This is a genomic window from Natronomonas marina (assembly GCF_024298905.1).
Classification (GTDB): domain Archaea; phylum Halobacteriota; class Halobacteria; order Halobacteriales; family Haloarculaceae; genus Natronomonas; species Natronomonas marina.
In genome coordinates this window covers 2986418-3003041 of record NZ_CP101154.1, presented here as the reverse complement: position 1 = coordinate 3003041, position 16624 = coordinate 2986418, and the positions used below count along the sequence as shown (strand labels likewise).

The 16624-nt window shown below is 66.8% G+C and carries 15 protein-coding genes; 11 read left to right on the top strand and 4 right to left on the bottom strand.

Annotation, left to right across the window (positions count from 1 at the left end):
- The first annotated feature begins 65 nt into the window (after nt 1-65).
- From NLF94_RS15795 to NLF94_RS15785, 3 genes are all read left to right on the top strand, one after another.
- A complete protein-coding gene (locus tag NLF94_RS15795) occupies nt 66-1157 on the top strand; it encodes a thiolase family protein (RefSeq protein ID WP_254838596.1) in 1092 nt (363 codons plus the stop codon).
- Nucleotides 1157-2323 (top strand): thiolase family protein, encoded by a 1167-nt coding sequence (locus tag NLF94_RS15790; protein WP_254838595.1) that lies wholly within the window; start codon nt 1157-1159, stop codon nt 2321-2323. Before NLF94_RS15795 ends, NLF94_RS15790 begins: the two co-directional genes overlap by 1 nt.
- Nucleotides 2324-2472: 149 nt before the next feature.
- On the top strand, nt 2473-2937 hold the full coding sequence (locus NLF94_RS15785; protein ID WP_254838594.1) for a Zn-ribbon domain-containing OB-fold protein: 465 nt from the start codon (nt 2473-2475) through the stop codon (nt 2935-2937).
- Nucleotides 2938-2949: 12 nt separating this feature from the next.
- Here NLF94_RS15785 and NLF94_RS15780 read toward each other — a convergent pair whose 3' ends face one another.
- Nucleotides 2950-3726: an enoyl-CoA hydratase/isomerase family protein gene (locus tag NLF94_RS15780; protein ID WP_254838593.1), complete on the bottom strand. Its 777-nt coding sequence runs from the start codon at nt 3724-3726 to the stop codon at nt 2950-2952.
- Nucleotides 3727-3847: 121 nt separating this feature from the next.
- On the opposite strand from NLF94_RS15780, the gene NLF94_RS15775 reads away from it, so the two are divergent.
- The 7 genes from NLF94_RS15775 to NLF94_RS15745 all read left to right on the top strand — a co-directional run bounded on the left by NLF94_RS15775 (nt 3848) and on the right by NLF94_RS15745 (nt 13437).
- Entirely contained in the window at nt 3848-4831 is a 984-nt protein-coding gene (locus NLF94_RS15775; RefSeq protein ID WP_254838592.1) for a DUF7064 domain-containing protein, read from the top strand.
- 114 nt (nt 4832-4945) lie between these two features.
- Nucleotides 4946-6604, top strand: a complete 1659-nt coding sequence (locus tag NLF94_RS15770) for a class I adenylate-forming enzyme family protein (RefSeq protein ID WP_254838591.1) — start codon at nt 4946-4948, stop codon at nt 6602-6604.
- A gap of 171 nt (nt 6605-6775) precedes the next feature.
- Complete coding sequence (locus NLF94_RS15765) at nt 6776-8887, top strand: hydantoinase/oxoprolinase family protein (protein WP_254838590.1); 2112 nt, start codon at nt 6776-6778, stop codon at nt 8885-8887.
- Complete coding sequence (locus NLF94_RS15760; RefSeq protein WP_254838589.1) at nt 8877-10880, top strand: hydantoinase B/oxoprolinase family protein; 2004 nt, start codon at nt 8877-8879, stop codon at nt 10878-10880. The genes NLF94_RS15765 and NLF94_RS15760 overlap by 11 nt, the downstream gene beginning before the upstream one ends.
- Nucleotides 10881-10920: 40 nt before the next feature.
- The gene (locus tag NLF94_RS15755; RefSeq protein WP_254838588.1) at nt 10921-11259 is read left to right on the top strand and encodes an acetone carboxylase subunit gamma; all 339 of its coding nucleotides are present in this window, start codon (nt 10921-10923) and stop codon (nt 11257-11259) included.
- Nucleotides 11260-11274: 15 nt separating this feature from the next.
- On the top strand, nt 11275-12879 hold the full coding sequence (locus tag NLF94_RS15750; RefSeq protein WP_254838587.1) for an AMP-binding protein: 1605 nt from the start codon (nt 11275-11277) through the stop codon (nt 12877-12879).
- A 96-nt stretch (nt 12880-12975) separates the two neighbouring features.
- On the top strand, nt 12976-13437 hold the full coding sequence (locus NLF94_RS15745) for a MaoC family dehydratase (RefSeq protein ID WP_254838586.1): 462 nt from the start codon (nt 12976-12978) through the stop codon (nt 13435-13437).
- Nucleotides 13438-13467: 30 nt separating this feature from the next.
- Here the strand turns inward: NLF94_RS15745 and NLF94_RS15740 are convergent, their stop codons facing one another.
- Nucleotides 13468-13863 carry an acyl-CoA thioesterase gene (locus NLF94_RS15740; RefSeq protein WP_254838585.1) on the bottom strand — a complete coding sequence of 132 codons (396 nt, stop codon included), beginning with the start codon at nt 13861-13863 and terminating at the stop codon, nt 13468-13470.
- Between the two features lie 32 nt (nt 13864-13895).
- On the bottom strand, nt 13896-14915 hold the full coding sequence (locus NLF94_RS15735) for a zinc-binding dehydrogenase (RefSeq protein ID WP_254838584.1): 1020 nt from the start codon (nt 14913-14915) through the stop codon (nt 13896-13898).
- A 146-nt stretch (nt 14916-15061) separates the two neighbouring features.
- Between NLF94_RS15735 and NLF94_RS15730 the strand changes: the two genes are divergently transcribed.
- Nucleotides 15062-15511, top strand: a complete 450-nt coding sequence (locus tag NLF94_RS15730) for a VOC family protein (protein ID WP_254838583.1) — start codon at nt 15062-15064, stop codon at nt 15509-15511.
- Between the two features lie 13 nt (nt 15512-15524).
- On the opposite strand, the gene NLF94_RS15725 is transcribed toward NLF94_RS15730, so the two are convergent.
- The gene (locus NLF94_RS15725; protein ID WP_254838582.1) at nt 15525-16478 is read right to left on the bottom strand and encodes an MBL fold metallo-hydrolase; all 954 of its coding nucleotides are present in this window, start codon (nt 16476-16478) and stop codon (nt 15525-15527) included.
- Nucleotides 16479-16624: the final 146 nt, after the last annotated feature.

Here is a 16624-nt window from a genome sequence, read left to right as displayed (position 1 = left end):
ATGGATCGACAACAATGTCAAGAGTTGGTATTATCGGATACTCTCTCGACGGGTTCCACGACAGCGTGGACGCCCGTGGGGACGAACACATCTTCCCAGTGGTACGGGCGGCTCTCACCGATGCGGGCCTCGAGCGCGACGACATCGACACGGTCGTCAACTGCGGTCACGACGCCTACGACGGGGCGACGATCAGCAGCGGGATGAAAGCGTGCCCGTCCGGAGGGTACGAAAAGCCGACCGTCCGCATCCAGAACGGCGGTCTGTACTCCATCCACCAGGCCGTCGCACAGATTTACGCCGACAAGGCGGACGTCGTCGTGGTCTCCTCGGAGGACTCCGTCGAGACCGACCCCGCCGCGGTCAGCACCATCAGTCAGGAGTCGCTGTACCACCAGGATCTCGGCGTGAACTACCTCCAGACGTTCGGCATGCTCGCCGAACAGCATCTGGAGAACCACGACGTTACCGAGGAGGATTACGCCAGAGTCGCCGAGAAAAACTACCGCGCGGCGGCGAACAATCCCCACGCACACCGAGACGAACCCCACTCGGTCGAGGACGTCCTCGACTCGTCGAAGGTCGTCTCGCGGCTTCGTGAACTCGAGGTCGCGCCGGATTCGAAGGGGGCGGCGGCGCTGGTCCTCGCATCCGAGGACGTCGCGGGCGACGATGCCTACGCGTGGGTGGAGGGATCCGGCCTCTCGTCGAGCCGGACCCGCGTTCACAGCCTCGACGATCGGGTCTCGGGCTCCGCGCTCCGTGCGGCGGCCCAGCGGGCGTACGACCGGGCCGGCATCGACGCCCCCCGCGAACAGGTCGACGCCGTCGAGCTGTTCAACCCGGTCGCTCCGATGGAGATACTGGGGTACGAGGCCCTCGGTCTGTGCGAGGAGGGAGAGGGAGGACAGTTGCTCCGGGACGGCGTCACCGACGTCGACGGCGACGTGCCGGTCAACGCCTCGGGCGGCGCGCTCGCTACGAACCCCCTGAACACCGGCGGGCTCCTCAGAGCGATCGAGGCGATCAGGCTTCTCGAGGATGATTCGGACATGGTAGATACCGACATAGACACGGCGGTTGCGACCGACAGTGACTGTACGCTCGGCGAATTCGGCCGGACCGATGCGGTTCTCGTCGTCGGGGGTGGTGACTGATGGGACTCGACACGAACATCGTCGGGGTGGGGTACTCCGACCCCGATACGTTCACCGATCACCGTGAGTCGAGAACCCACAAGGAGACGATGGGGTACCAGGCGGTCAGTTCCGCACTCGAACACGCGGGTATCGGGATCGACGACCTCGACGCGACGGTGTTTACCTCCGTGGACGGCTTCGAGGGCACGAACCGTATCGAGCGGACGATGGAGACGTTCGGGCAGGACACCAACACACCCCTCTTAAGCGTCAACACTGGGGGAACCGGCGGCGGGAGCGCCTTCAAAGCCGGCTACGAACTGGTCAGTTCCGGGATGCACGATCTCGTGTTGGTGTACGGCTCCTCCACCTGGGACTCCGCCGTCGACGCACAGCAGATCCTGAACACGGCTGCACCCCCGCTGTACGAGAAGCCGTTCATCGCCGCCGCGCACATGGGGGCGTTCTACGGGACCGGCTACATGGAGAAACACGGCGCGACCGAGGAGGACTTCGCCAGGGCGGCGGCGAAGAACTACCAGGCAGCGGCGAACAACCCCTACGCTCACCGGCGCGAACCGTACACCGTCGAGGACGTTCTCGACTCGCCGATGGTCGTCTCACCGCTCCGGCTGCTGGGCACCTGCCCGGTTTCCGGGGGGTCGGTGGCGCTGGTTCTCGCGTCCAAGGAGACCGCCCAGGAGCTGACCGACACGTCCGTCCACGTCGAGGACATCGACACGATCTCGAACACGTACCTGACCGGATACCGCGAGTACCAGGGCTTCGAGAAGCTGGACAAGCTCGCCGACCGGGTCTACGGGCGTACGGACGTCGAGGACCCGCTGTCCGAATTCGACGTGGCGGAGCTGTTCAACCCCTACATTCCGTTCGAGCCGATCGAGTACGACGCGCTCGGCTTCTGTGAACCCGGCGGGGGTCCCGAACTCCTGCGGGAGGGGGTCACCGACATGGACGGCGAACTGCCGGTCAATCCGTCGGGTGGCCCGCTGTGCACCAACCCCGGGATCGCCGCGTCGGTCGCACGGCACGCCGAGGTCGCACTCCAGATCATGGGCGAAGCGGGCGACAGACAGATCGACGACGTCGAACGAGGTATCGCTCACTCGTGGGGCGGAAACGACGGTCAGTTCCACTCGCTGGCCGTCCTCTCGAGGGACTGACCTCGCCTCTGTTTTCTCTGCGGCTCCGGCGACGACGCCCCAAACGTTACGTTTGACCCTCTGTCGGTAGTGGTACCCGTAGCTTCGGTCGACCCGACCGACCACAATCTATAATATCCCGAGTGCGGTATGATGACGTAGACTCACACATGCCAGAGTCCGAGTCATACAAGAAGGAGTACAGTTGGAACCTCGATTTCGCGGTGAACTTGGGTGATGTCCACCGACGATTCTTCGAGGGGCTCGAGGAGAAACAGATGGTCGGCAACGAGTGTCCCGAGTGTGGAAACGTCTTCATTCCGCCGCAGCCCCACTGCGACGAGTGCCTCGTCGAGACGACCGGCTGGCGGGAGACCGACGGCCACGGTGTCATCGACAGCTACGTCGTGACGTACTTCAAGTTCCGCAACATGCCCGACCCGCCGTACGTGACTGCCGCGATCCGCGTCGGCGAGTCCGAGACGAGTATGCTACACTTCGTCGGTGGCATCGACTACGACGACGGCGAGGAACTCATGGAGAAGGTCGAAACCGGGATGGACGTCGCACCCGTCTGGAGCGACGACCGCGACGGTTCGATCGAGGACATCGAGTACTTCGAACCGGTCGAGTAATCGCCGCCCGCCTTACGACCCCTCGAAGTTCGGCTCCCGTTTCTCGCGGAACGCCTCGAAACCTTCCTTCGCGTCGTCCGTCTCGAACAGGACGCTGACACCCAGATTGGCCACGACCCGATCCTCCCCGCCGCGGTGACGGTTGGCGATCTTCTTGATGACCGTCAGCGCGACCGGGGCGACCCTGTCGAGCTGTCGGACGTACTCGTCGACCACGTCGTGGACGGCCTCGACCGGGACCGCCGCGTTGAAAAGGCCCATCTCGACCACTTCGGCGCCGGTGAAGGAGGCCCCGGTCATCATGATCTCCATCGCGCGATAGTGTGAGACCTGCTCCGTGAGCCGGACGTAGGCGACGCCCGGCGCGATGCCGATCTTCGACTCCGGCGTCCCCATCTCGACGTCCTCGCCGACCACGACGAAGTCACTGACCAAGGCGAGTTCGAACCCGCCGGCCAGCGCCATGCCGTCGATCGCGGCGATGACCGGCTTCTCGAGTTCCTCGACCGTCTCGAACAGCACCCGGAAGTCGGACCCACCGAAGATCCGACCGCCGAGGGCCTCTTTCGCGTCCCGCTCGAAGGACGTGATGTCGGCGCCGGCACAGAAGACGCCGTCCTTGCCCGTAAGAACTACCGCCGCCGACTCGTCGCGCTCGGCCGCCTCCAGCGCCGCCGTGAGGTCGGCGATCATTCCCTCTGAGAGCCGGTTCCGTTTCTCCACGTTGTCCAACGTTATGACGGTCTTCGGGCCGGCGCGCTCGACGTCGACGTATTCGTGCTCGTTCATACCGTACTCGGTGTGGACTGGGGGAGACGTATTAAACGTTGCCGGGCGGGAACGTCGACGTTCGTCGGTACCGTCCGGAACGCACCGAATCTATAAGTTCTGGCCGAGTGAATCCGCGAGCATGGCTAACGAGTCACCGGACCCGAGCGAGGAGTTCTGGCACGAACCGCTCTCCGACGACCCGCTCTGGCGGGAGAGCTACTACTTCGACTTCTACGACCCCGATACGGACCTCGCGTACTTCTCCAGCATCGGCAATCGGATGAACAAGGGCAACATGGGCTCCGTCGTCGCGTTCGTCTGGGGCGACGAGACGTACGTCCTGAAGGACTACTCCCACCCGACCGAAAACGAGGCCATTCAGGTCGGGGGGTTGCTCTACGAGGCCGAAACTCCCAACGAGGAGTGGCGGATCCGCCACCTGGGGCAGATCAACGAGTTCGAACCGGAGTCGGGCGCGCTGCGGATGACGGCCGAGGAGTTCCCCAGTCGGGACCATCCGCTCCACACCCTCGATATGGACCTCACCTTCGAGGGGTTCCACGACCCACAGTACTACGACCCCGACGAGGAGGCCAGGGAGCTTTTCGACAACCTCTATCACGGTCACTCCGACCAGGGCGGGATCGTGACCGGCGAAGTGACGCTCGGCGACCGGACGGTGCAGGTCGACGGCGTCGGCGAGCGGGACCACTCGTGGGGCATCCGCGACTGGCGGGACCCGGACGGCTGGCAGTGGACCAGTGCGCTGTTCGACCGGGAGACCGCGGTCAACTTCTGGAAGGTCCGCCGCGACGGGGCGACGGCGGTCGAGGGGTACCTCCACCTCGACGGCGAGAGCAACCACATCGAAAGCGCCGCGGTCGACGCCGAGTTCCGGGACGACGGCCTCACCCAGGAGGCCTTCGAGATCGAGGTCACCGACGACGCCGGCCGGACGTTCTCCTTCGGCGGATCGACGCTGACCGTCGTCCCCGTCGACTTCGAGTACGCCGAGGAGGTAACGACGATCCGGCGGACGCCGACGAGGTACGAGTCCGACGGCAAGAAGGGATACGGGTGGAACGAGTACGCGACGACGCTGCCTCAATCGGAGTACGAGTAGTCCCCGGTCGTCGGGACGCCGAGCGGTCTCGCCCCGGTTCGCCGGTCGCACGAAGTGACAGGGTTCCGAGTGTTCGAGAAAAGGTTAACCGAGCGTAATGGCCAATTGAAACTGATGTCACGGGCATACGAGGACGTACAACAGCGGCTCGCACCGGAGATGCGGGACATCGAGTCGGTCGGAGAGGTCCTGGGGACCGCGGCCGATCTGTGGGGCGAGGCGCCGTACATGACCTACGCACCGACCGGCGAATCGTTTAGCTTCGCGGGGATGAATCGGCGGGCGAACAGGGTCGCAAACGCGCTCGCGGAGATCGGCGTCGCTGCCGGCGACCGCGTCGGGCTGTATCTCACGAACGGCCCGGAGTTCGTCGTCTCGATCTTCGGGTGTGCGAAACTCGGGGCGATAGAGGCGCCGATCAACTGGCAGTACCGGAAGCGGGAGGTGGTCCACGCCATCGAGAGCGCCGAGATCGAGACGGTCGTCGCCGAGGCGGACGACGGGATGGTCGACGTCCTCCTCGAGGCGGCGCCGGAGACCGACGCGCTACAGCGGGTGGTCGTGACCGGCGACCACCGTTTCGAGGAAATCGAGGCGCTGTCGGGCGTCGATGTCTATCGGCTGGCCGACCTCGAGTCGGCGGTCGGCGACGCCGCGCCCGACCCCGGCGTCGGTCGGGAGGACCCGGTCTCGATCCTCTACACCTCGGGAACGACCGGGCTCCCGAAGCCGACCGTTCTCGCAAACGAGTCGTTCCTCCTGGCCGCAAAGAGCATGCTCGGGGTCCCGTTCGACGACGACGACGTCAACTACAACCCCTATCCCCTGTTTCACGCCAACAACCAGTGTTACTCGATGCTGGCGTCGGCGATCCACGGCTCGGAGTACGTCCTCTCGGACGCGTTCAGCGCCGGGGAGTTCTGGGAGGAGGTCACCGAGAACGGCGTGACGTCGTTCAACCTCATCGGGGGCGTCCCCAAGATCCTCGATTCCCGGTTCGAGGCCGACGAGATTCCCGAAAACGACATCGAACTCGCCGTCGGCCCGATATCGACCGAGCTCTGGGAGGGCTTCGAGGAGAAGTTCGACCTCACCGTGATCCAGATTTACTCCCAGACTGAGAGTCCGACCCTGCTCGTGAACTACCCGGACCTCGAGGAGATAGCGGTCGGCGCCATCGGGAAGCCGATGTTCCCCGACCTCGGACACGAGGCGTGGGCCCAGGCGGACGACGGCAGCCGGCTGGGAGCGGGCGAGGAGGGCGAACTCGTCCGGACGGACCCCGGATCGATGATCGAGTACTGGGACCAACCGGAGAAGACCGAGGAAACCCTCCGCGACGGCCGGATCTACTCGGGGGACATCGTCAGGACCGACGAGGAGGGCTACTTCTACTACGTCGACCGCAAGAAGTTCATGGTCCGGCGGAGCGGCGAGAACATCTCCGCACAGGAGGTCGAGAACGTCCTCGACGAGCTCCCCGGCGTCTCGGAGTCGGCCATCATCCCGGTCCCCGACGAGATACGGGGCGAGGAGGTCAAGGCCATGGTGATGCGCGTCGACGAGAGCGTAACCGAACGGGACGTCGTTCTGCGGGTCGGCCGGACGCTGGCTCCGTACAAGGTCCCACGGTACGTGGAGTTCGTCGAGGAGTTCCCCCGGACGCCGACCGAGCGCATCCAGCGGGTGAAGCTCGCCGACCGCGAGAAGGACCGGACGGATCACGGGTGGGACCGCAGCGAGGCGTTCCCGGACTGGCAAGAGGAACTCTGACCGCGGCGACGACCGCACGGCACCCCCGTTCGTTCGGGCCCGTCGCGCCGCCCGCCCGCGAGTATAATATACTATAATTTATATCTTCGCAAACGTTTATTAGCGGCCGCCGAGTCGATGTCGGACGGGAGGAAAAATGACACGAGCTACCAGACAGCACGGAGCCCACCCATGAAGTACGTCGGATCGGTCGACATCGGCGGGACGTTCACGGACTGTACGTTGATGGACGCCGAGGGCAACGTCTACACGAGCAAGGCCCGGAGTACGCCGGAGGACGACTTCCGCTCGGGGTTCTTCGAGAGCATCGATCGGGCCGGACGGAAGGCCGGCGAGGACATCGACGATCTGATGGAGCAGCTGACGCGGATCACGCACGGGACGACGGTGGCGACCAACGCCATCGTCGAAGACGAGAGCGCCGACATCGGCCTGCTCACGACGCAGGGCCACGAGGACACGCTCACGATGATGCGCGGCCGGGGGCGAGTGACCGGCGAGCCGCCGGAGAACACGCTCCGCGTCGCTGAGATGCGGCGGCCGGACCCGCTCGTCCCCCGCGAGCGGACGGCGGGCGTGACCGAGCGCGTCGACGACGAGGGGGACGTGGTCGTCGACCTGAACGAGGCGCAACTGGAGGCCGCCCTCGACGACCTCGCGGCCGAGGACGTCGACGGGCTGGCGGTGTCGTTCCTCTGGTCGTTCAAGCATCCCGACCACGAACGCCGGGCCGCCGAAATTATCGAGGAGACGCTCGACGAGGACGTCTACCTCAGCCTCTCACACGAGGTATCCCCCACGCTCGGCGAGTACGAGCGGACCGTGGCGACGGCGGTCAACGCCAAGGTCGGCCCCCTGATCGAGGAGTACCTCGAGAACCTCGAGACGACGCTGCGCGAGGAGTACGACTTCACGGGGACCTTCCTCCTGATGGGGGCAAACGGCGGCTGTTACACGCCGTCGCAGGCGATGGACCTGCCCATCATGCTCATCGGGTCTGGCCCGGTCGGCGGGCTGAAGGGCTGTGAGCGCCTCGCCGAGGAGACCGACGAGATGGCAAACGTCCTGGCGACCGACATGGGCGGGACCTCCTTCGAGCTGGGTGTCCTTCAGGATCGACGACCGCTCGTCCAGGAGGAGACGATGGTCCAGAAGTACGTGTACAACGTCCCGAAGCTGGACGTCGAGTCCATCGGTGCCGGGGGCGGGTCGCTGGCGACGGTCTCGGAGGGCCAGATCAGCGTCGGCCCACAGAGCGCCGGCGCCGACCCCGGGCCCGCCTGCTACGACCGGGGCGGCGACCAGCCGACCGTCACCGACGCGGACCTCTATCTGGGGTTCATCGACCCGGAGACGACGTTCGGGACCGGCGAGCTCTCGCCGTCGACCGAGCTGGCGGAGGCGGCGCTTGAACGCGCCGGCGAACGGCTCGGCCAGTCCCCGACACAGTTCGCCGCCGGGGTCTTCGAGGTGACGAACACCAAGATGGCGAACCTCATCGAGAAGAACGTCATCGGCCGCGGGTACGACCCGCGGGACTTCAACGTCATAAGCTACGGGGGCGCCGGGCCGATCCACGCCTCGGGGTACGCCGACAAACTCGACGTCGAGTCGATCCTCGTCCCCGGCGAGATCTCGCCGGTCTGGTCGGCCTACGGGATTCTCAACACCGACATTAGACAGGAGGTCGAACAGCAGGTGGTCCACCTCCAGCCGTTCGACGCCGAGGACGTCGAGTCGGAGTACCAAGAACTCGAATCGCAGGGCCGGGAGATGCTGGACGCCGAGGGGGTCGACCCCGAGGACGTCTCCTTCGAGCGGTACGCGCTGATGCGTTTCGAGGGGCAGTACCACGAACTCGAGATTCCGGTACCGTCGCCCGTCACCGACGCGTCGGCGCTGGCCGAACGGTTCGAATCGGAGTACCGCCAGCGGTACAGCGCCGCCGCGCTGTTCTCGGAGGCGCGCGCGGAGATACAGGCCATCCGCGTCGAGCCCGTCGCGGAGGTCGAGACGTTCGAGCGCGCGACGGCGCCCACGACCGACCAGGTCCCCGACGCCGCGGCCAAGGGGACACGGGAGGTCTACTGGCCGGCGTCCGAACGAACGATCGAGACGGAGGTGTACGACGGCACCAAACTCCAACCGGGCAACGTCATCGAGGGACCGACAGTGATAGACATGTCGAACACGGCGATCGTCGCCAACGGCAACCAGACGGTCAGACAGAACAGCTATCGTGACTTCGTGATCGAGGCGGGAGGTGACGACCATGGCAGCTGAGGAGAGCACCGACGTCTCGGCCGACCTCGACATCTCGGAGTTCGACGGCGTCCAGAAGCCCTACATCCCGCCGGGTGACCTCGACGTCCCCGGCGACGTGCCGATGCACACCGACACCGTCGACGAGGTCGATCCGGTCACCTACGAGGTCGTCCGCCACAGCCTCTGGAACAACAACCTCGAGGCCGGCGAGACCATCGAGAACCTCGCGGTCTCGAAGATCACCCTCGAGACGCGGGACTTCAACACCGCGATCAACCTCGAGGACGGCGGCTTCGTCTACTACGGGCCGTACCTGCAGTACTTCGCCGGGGTGCTGGACTGGAACATCAAGTGGATCCTCGAGAACCGCTCGGAGGACCCCGGCATCGAGCCCGGGGACATGTTCCTCCAGAACGACCCCTGGGTCGGCTCGCCCCACCAGCCGGACGTGGCGCTGCTGTGTCCGGTGTTCCACGACGGCGAGCTGTTCTGCTGGGTGTCGAACGTCATGCACCAGAACGACGTCGGCGGCACCGTCCCGGGGAGCTTCTGTCAGAACGCGCCGGACATCTACTCGGACCCGACGCCGATCCCGCCGATCAAGATCGTCGAGGACGGCGAACTTCGGGACGACATCGTCGACTACTACGGCCGTCACTCCCGGCAGCCGGAGCATCTCGGCCTGGACCTGCGGGCCGCCATCGCGGGGAACAACCTCGCAAAGCGGCGCGTGAAGGACCTCATCGAGAGCTACGGCGCCGACACGGTCAAGTCGGTCATGCACGAGGTGTCCGACAGCTCCGAGAACGCCCTCGAGGACAAACTCGACGCGATCCCCGATGGCGAGTGGCGCGCCCGCTCGTTCCACGAGGCGGCGATGACCGGCGACGACCACGTCTACGAGGTCGAGGTCGGCCTCCGCAAGGAGGGCGACCGGGTCGTCTTCGACAACAAGGGGACCCACGAGAACGTCGAGGGTGCGATCAACTTCTCGCTGGCCGGCTTCCGGGGCTGTCTGTTGACGATGCTGAACCTGCTGATGACGCCCGGCGAGATGGGCGCCGTCGGCGGGGTCGCACGGCGCGTCTCCTTCGACCCCGAGCCCCAGACCCTCTCGTGTCCCGACTACGGGCACGCGCTGAGTCCCTCGGGGCAGTACAACACGATGCTGCACCTGGCGGCGGCGAATCGGGTCATAGCGAAGATGATGCTCTCCTCCGACGACGAGGACCTCCGGCGGAAGGCACTGTCGACGACCCACGCACAGTGGAGCATGTGCATCAACGAGGGGACCAACCAGCGGGGCGACTACTTCGTCGGCCCGATGCTGGACCAGATGGTCGGCACCTCGGCGGCGACGCCCTACGAGGACGGCCAGTTCGCCGACGGCGTCCCCTACGTCCCCGAGGGCATCGGCCCGAACGTCGAGACCTACGAGCGGGACTGGCCGCTTCTGTACCTCTACCGACGGGAGCAGCCCAACTCCGGCGGGAGCGGCTACCGCAGGGGCGGCACCGGCGGCGAGATCGCCTACATCCAGCACAAGGGCGGGTTCGTGCCCGGCGTCTACACCCACGACACCCAGCCGAAGACGCTGGGACTGATGGGCGGCGGCCCGGCCTCGCGGATGCAGCTGCAGTTCGTCCGCGACGCCGACTACGAGGAGCGGTTCGACCGGGGCGAACTCCCCGAGAGCGCCGACGAACTGGAGGGCGACGTCGACTACCCGCCACCGAAGGGGTTCGGCACCGAACTCGGCGAAAACGACGTCGTCGAGCTGGCGTGGATGGGCGCCGGCAGTTACGGCGACCCGCTCGACCGCGAGCCCGACCGCGTGGCGGCCGACGTCGAGGAGGGCCACGTCACCGAGGCCTACGCCCGCGAGGAGTACGGCGTCGTTCTGACCGACGACGGCGACGTCGACACGGAGGCCACCAGCGAGCGACGGGCCGAGATCCGCGAACAGCGGCTCGACGAGGCCAGAACCGACTTCGAGGAGCTGACGGAGTGACGATGACGCATCCAACGACACACGAGCACACGGTGATACTATGAGCACGAACGACGCCAGGAGCATCGAGGAGGTACGGGACGGAGACGACCGGACGGTCGGCGACTACCTCGCCGTCGAGGACGGGTCCTTCGCGTGTGCCAAGTGCGGCCACGACCTGGGTCCGGTCGACGGCAACTACAAGGAACACCTCGCGTTGCGCGAACGCGACGTCGAGGACCTCGGCGACCTGTGGATCGATCCGTCGATCCTGCTCGACGAGGACATCGTGTTCCGGGAGTTCCTCTGTCCGGGCTGTGCGACCCGTCTGGCGACCGAGTCCTGTCGACGCGACGACCCGATCGTAAACGGCCTCCGGCTGGATCCGGAGACGCTGTAGTCGACGGGACTCGACATGGCTGACCCATACACCACAGGAAGTCTCCGGGGGGACCCCCCCATCGAGGACCGGCACGTCCAGGACACGATCGGCGCGCTGGTGCGTCGGAGCGCGCGGCGCCACCCCGAGAAGGAGGCGTTCCGCTTCCGCGGGGAGTCCCACAGCTTCGCCGAGGTCGACGAACTCACGAACCGGTTCGCCAACGGGATCCGTGATCTCGGCGTCGAACAGGGCGACCGGGTCGCCGTGCTCGCCAAGAACTCCTTCAAGTTCCTGGTGACGTGGCTCGGGACCGCAAAGAGCGGCGCCGTCCACGTCCCGCTGCACGGCGAGCTCAAGGCCCACGAGTACGACTTCTTCGTCGAGAAGGCGAGCCCGCGGCTGCTCGTCGTCGACGAGGAGCTCCTCGAACGGGTCGGCGACCGCATCGACGAGTGGGACGTGCCGTACGTCCCCTTCAGCTACGAGCCCGGCGAGTCGGTCGATCCGGCCGTCGTTCCCGAGCCGGCACCGGCGGCGGGGTTCCACGACCTACTGGAGGAGGCGGACCCCGGCGACCCCGGCGTACCGATCGACCGCGACGACGTCGTCCAGATGCTCTTCACGAGCGGGACCACCTCCCGGCCGAAGGGGGTGATGCACTCGCACTCGAACTTCGTCTCGCAGTACTTCACCTGCGTCTCCGAGATTCCGGTCAGACGCGACGACCGGACGCTCGCGGTGATGCCGATGTTCCACGTCGCCCAGCTTCACAACATCACCATGCCGGGGCTCTACGTCGGGGCCTCGCAGGTCATCCTCCGGGAGTTCGACCCGGAGACCATCCTGGAGACGATGGAGGGCGAGGACATCACGATGGTCCTGCTGTTCGCCTCGCTGTACCGCCAGATGGCCGACCACGACGACTTCGAGGCGTACGACCTGAGTTCGTTCCGGCGTGCGGTGTACGCCTTACAGATGTCCGGCGAGGAACTGCAGGAGCGCTTCGACGTCCCGTTCGTGAAGCTGTTCGGCATGACCGAGACCGCGTCGGTGACGACCGTTCTCGACCTGGAGAACCACCCGGAGAAACTCGGTTCGATCGGCTATCCCGCCGGGAACGCCGAGGTCGCGCTCATGGACGAACGCGGGAACCTCCTCGATACCGGCGAGGTCGGCGAGATCGTCTACCGGGGCGGACAGGTGATGGACGGCTACTTCCGCGAACCCGAGCGGACCGAGGAGGCGTTCGAGCACGGCTGGTTCCACAGCGGCGACCTCGGTCGGTTCGACGAGGACGGCGTCCTCTGGTTCGTCGATCGCAAGAAGGACGTCATCAAGACCGGCGGCGAGAACGTCTCCAGCGTCGAGGTCGAGGACACGCTCCGGGCCCACCCCGACGTCGCCGAGGCGGCCGTCGTGGGGCTGCCCCACGAACGGTGGGACGAGGCGATCACGGCGTTCGTGACGCCGAAGACCGACGACGTCAGCGAGGCGGAACTGCTCGAGCACTGCAAGGCCGAACTCGCCGGGTACAAGGTCCCGAAATCGATCGTACTCGTCGAGTCATACCCCGAGAGCGCCTCGGGCAAGATACGGAAACACCAGCTCCGCGAGGAGTACGAGGACCACTACGGCTGACCGGCCTCGCGGCGCCGGGACCGCCCGTCGAGGCGCTTCGGTTCCGCTCTTTCGCCGGACCCGAACGTTAATACGTGCCGTCTCGATGGCGCGAGTATGGCGGGCAACCCCTGGCAGAGCTACTACGACGAACTCGTGGTGGGCGAGGAGTACACGTCCATCGCACGGACCATCACCGAGACCGACCTCGTCGCCTACGCGAACGCGACCGGCTGTTGGTTCCCCCTGCACACCGACCGGGAGTTCGCGGAGCGGACCCGGTTCGGCGAACCGGTGGTGCAGGGGACCTTCCTGCTCGGTCTCGCGGAGGGGCTGTTGTTCACGAACCGACCGTCCGGCATCCGCGCCAACGCCGGGATCGACGACGTCTCCTTCGAGCGGCCGGTCTTCGTCGGCGACACGGTCCGGTTTCGGGTCCGGGTCCTCGACACGGAGGACGTCGACGAGGAGACCGGCATCGTGACGGTCGAGATCCGTGGCCTGAAAGAAGACGGGGACGCGTTCCTCGAGTACGAAAACCGGCTCCTGATGGTCACCCGCGAGGCCGCCGACGAGTAACCGTCGGTCGTTTCGCCGACGTCAGTGAGATCACTCGGGGGCGAACCGCCGGCGAACGTCGGGTTCGATGGCCCGCGACTCGCCAGTCTCGGGGTCGATGTACACCTGGACGGTCGTCGCCCGGGCGGCCGGGTTCCCGTCGGCGCGGATCTCGTACTCGATGGTGAAGCTCGAGGCGCCGACGTCCGAACACCGCAGATGAACGGTCAGGTCGTCGCCGCGTTCGACCGGTTCGAGGTAATCGATCTCCATTCGCGCGGTGACGATGTCCTGTATCTCCTCGGCGGCCCGCCCGAGAACCTCCTCGAAGTAGCCGGTCCGGGCCTCCGTCAGGTACGTCGGGAAGACGCCGTTGTTGACGATTCGCTGCGTGTCGATGTCGCGGTACCTGATATCGATCGGGTAGGTGTACTCGTAATCGGTCATCCGTTCGGGATACTCCTCGCGGGACTAAGGCGCTACGGTTCGACGACGATCTTTCCGAACACGCCCCGGTCCGCCAGCTTTCGCTGGGCGTCCGGGAGTTCTTCCAGCGAAATCACGCTGTCGACGACGGGCTGGAAGGCGCCGTCGCGGTAGCGGTCGACGACGTCGTGGAACTCCCCGAGCGTCGCGCCGGTCGATCCGATCACCTCGAGTTGCTTCCAGAAGACGTGCGGGAGCATGGCGGCCTCGGCGTCGCCGGTCGTGGCGCCGAACGTGACGAGGCGACCGCCGCGGACCAGGCTCTGTACGCCCCGTCGGTAGGTGTCGCCCCCGATCGATTCCAGGACCACGTCGACTCCCCGGCCGTCGGTCAGCTCGTCGACCGCCTCCTCGAGGGCGACATCCGTGTAGTCGATAACGTGGTCCGCGCCGAGTTCGCGCAGTCGGTCGGCCTTCCAGTCGGCGGACGTACAGGCGATCACGCGGGCGCCGGCCTCCGTTGCGACCTGGACCGCGGCGTGGCCGACGCTCCCGCTCGCGCCCGTGACGAGGACGTCCTCCCCCTGGTCGACGTCCGCCCGCGTCACGAGCGCCCGCCAGGCGGTCCCGAACCCGGTCGGGAAGGCGGCGGCCTCGGTGAACGGGATGTCGTCCGGGATCGGGACGGCGAACCGGGAGTCGACGGCGACGTACTCCGCGTGGCCACCGTCGCGGCTGATGCCGAGCCCGCCGTAGTCGGGACACATCGTGATGTCGCCGTGGAGACAGTGCTCGCACCGACCGCAGTGGGTCGTGTTCCAGTACAGCACGACGCGATCGCCGACGTCCCGGTCGGCGTCCGCGCCGGCCTCGACGACCTCTCCGGCGACGTCGACGCCGGTCACTCGCGGGACGTCCCCCTCCATGCCCTGCCGGAGCCAGATGTCGACGTAATTTACGGCGCTGGCACCGACCTCGACGAGGACGTCGGTCGGGCCGACCTCCGGTTTCGGGACCTCCCTGATTTCGACCACGTCGAGGTCGCCGGTGTCCGTCGTGACTGATGCACGCATACCGGCCAGTCTCCCCGGAGGGTAATATGGCTTGCTCCGGCGTCGGTCCCCCGGGGTAGACGGATCGGGACCGTCGCCTCCGAACGTCGATCGGCCGGCGGTAGCCCCGTGTAAACCTATATAGTGGGTGCCGTCGTGTACGGCCCATGGTCGACGTTCTGGAGATCGACAGGGTAGTCATCGCGTCGGGCGACATGGAGGAAACCGTAGAACAGTTCGAACGACTCGGGCTGTCGTTCGGCGAGGGGATGTCGTTCCAGCTCGGGGAGGAGGCGCTGTCCGGCCGCATGGACTACAGCGGCGTGGACATCATCTCGCCCGCATCGGACGGCGAGATCGCCCGGTTCGTCGAGGAGGAGGGCCCGGGGCTGTACGGCATCTCCCTGCGGGTCTCCGACGCCGAGGCCGCTCGGCAGCACCTCGCCGAGGAGGGGATCGAGCCCTTCCAGCAGTACCAGGAGGGGGAGTTCCTGGAGTTCTTCTATCACCCGCGGCACTTCTCGGGCGTCATGGTCATCGTCGCCGAGTACCCGGCCACCCACCCGCTGGAGGCGTTCGTAACGACCGAGCGGCGCGGCTCGGACGCGGCGGAGTGAGCCCGGGCGGGTGCTAGGCGGAGAGGTCGATCCGGTAGGTCCGCGGTTCCGGCCGCTCCTCGAGGCGGACGGTCAGGGGGTCGTCGTCGACCCGCTCGACGGCGCCCCGTCGCGTCAGGTACCCCATGTGGGCGGCCGCCTCGCCGACGCCCATCTGGGCGTGGACGCCCTCCATCTCGCCGAACAGCGCCGTCGCCACCGTCCACGGCGTCGACGGCTCCGCCCGATCGAGCAGGATCGAGCAGATCCGCCGGTTGCGCTCCTCGTGGTGTTCGACGATCTCCTCGATCCGCTCGTCGAGTTCGAACGCCTCGCCATGTCCGGGGAACGCCACGTCGGCCGATCCGGCGAGACGGCCGAGCGAGCGTAGATACGTCTCCAGCGGCTCCTCGACTCGCACGTCGGAACCGCCGACGTTGGGCGTGTACGTCGGGAGGACGACGTCGCCCACGAAGGGCCCGTCCCGGCCCTCGTAGGCGACGTGGCCGCAGGTGTGGCCCGGCGTGTGGAGGACGTCGAGACCGGCGACCTCGTCCCCGTCGGAGAGTTCCACGACCGGACACTGCGACATGCCGGCACCGCTGCTGTCCCGCCGTCGGACCGCCTCGACGACGTCGCCGGGCGTCCCCCACCGCTCCAGCGTCCGGGCGGCCCGGCGCCGGCGCCGGGGGCGGCTGCCCGCGTAGTCGCGGACGATGGCGGCGTCGGCCGGGTGGACGTACACCGACGCCCCCGCCCGGTCGGCGAGGCGGGGGGCCAGCCCGGAGTGGTCGCCGTGCCAGTGGGTGACGAGGACGTGATCGACGTCCTCGATGTCCAGGCCGGTCCGCCGGATACCGGCGGTCAGCCGCTCCCAGGAGTCCGCCGTCGGGGGGCCGGGATCGACGACCGCACCGGCGTCGGGGAGCACGTACGCGCTGTTGGCCCCCTCGAGCGTTCGGGGGGCGCCGAGTTCCACACGGTGCATGCACCGACACCACCGCGGCCAGCACCGAAACGTTTGCGCCCGCCAACGCCGGGTGTGACGGGTCGTCCGCCGGTTCGTCGTGTACCGGCATCCGTTCGGTGCCGGCAGGCGGTGGGACTGACCGAAATCTTCATTAATATTCCCTG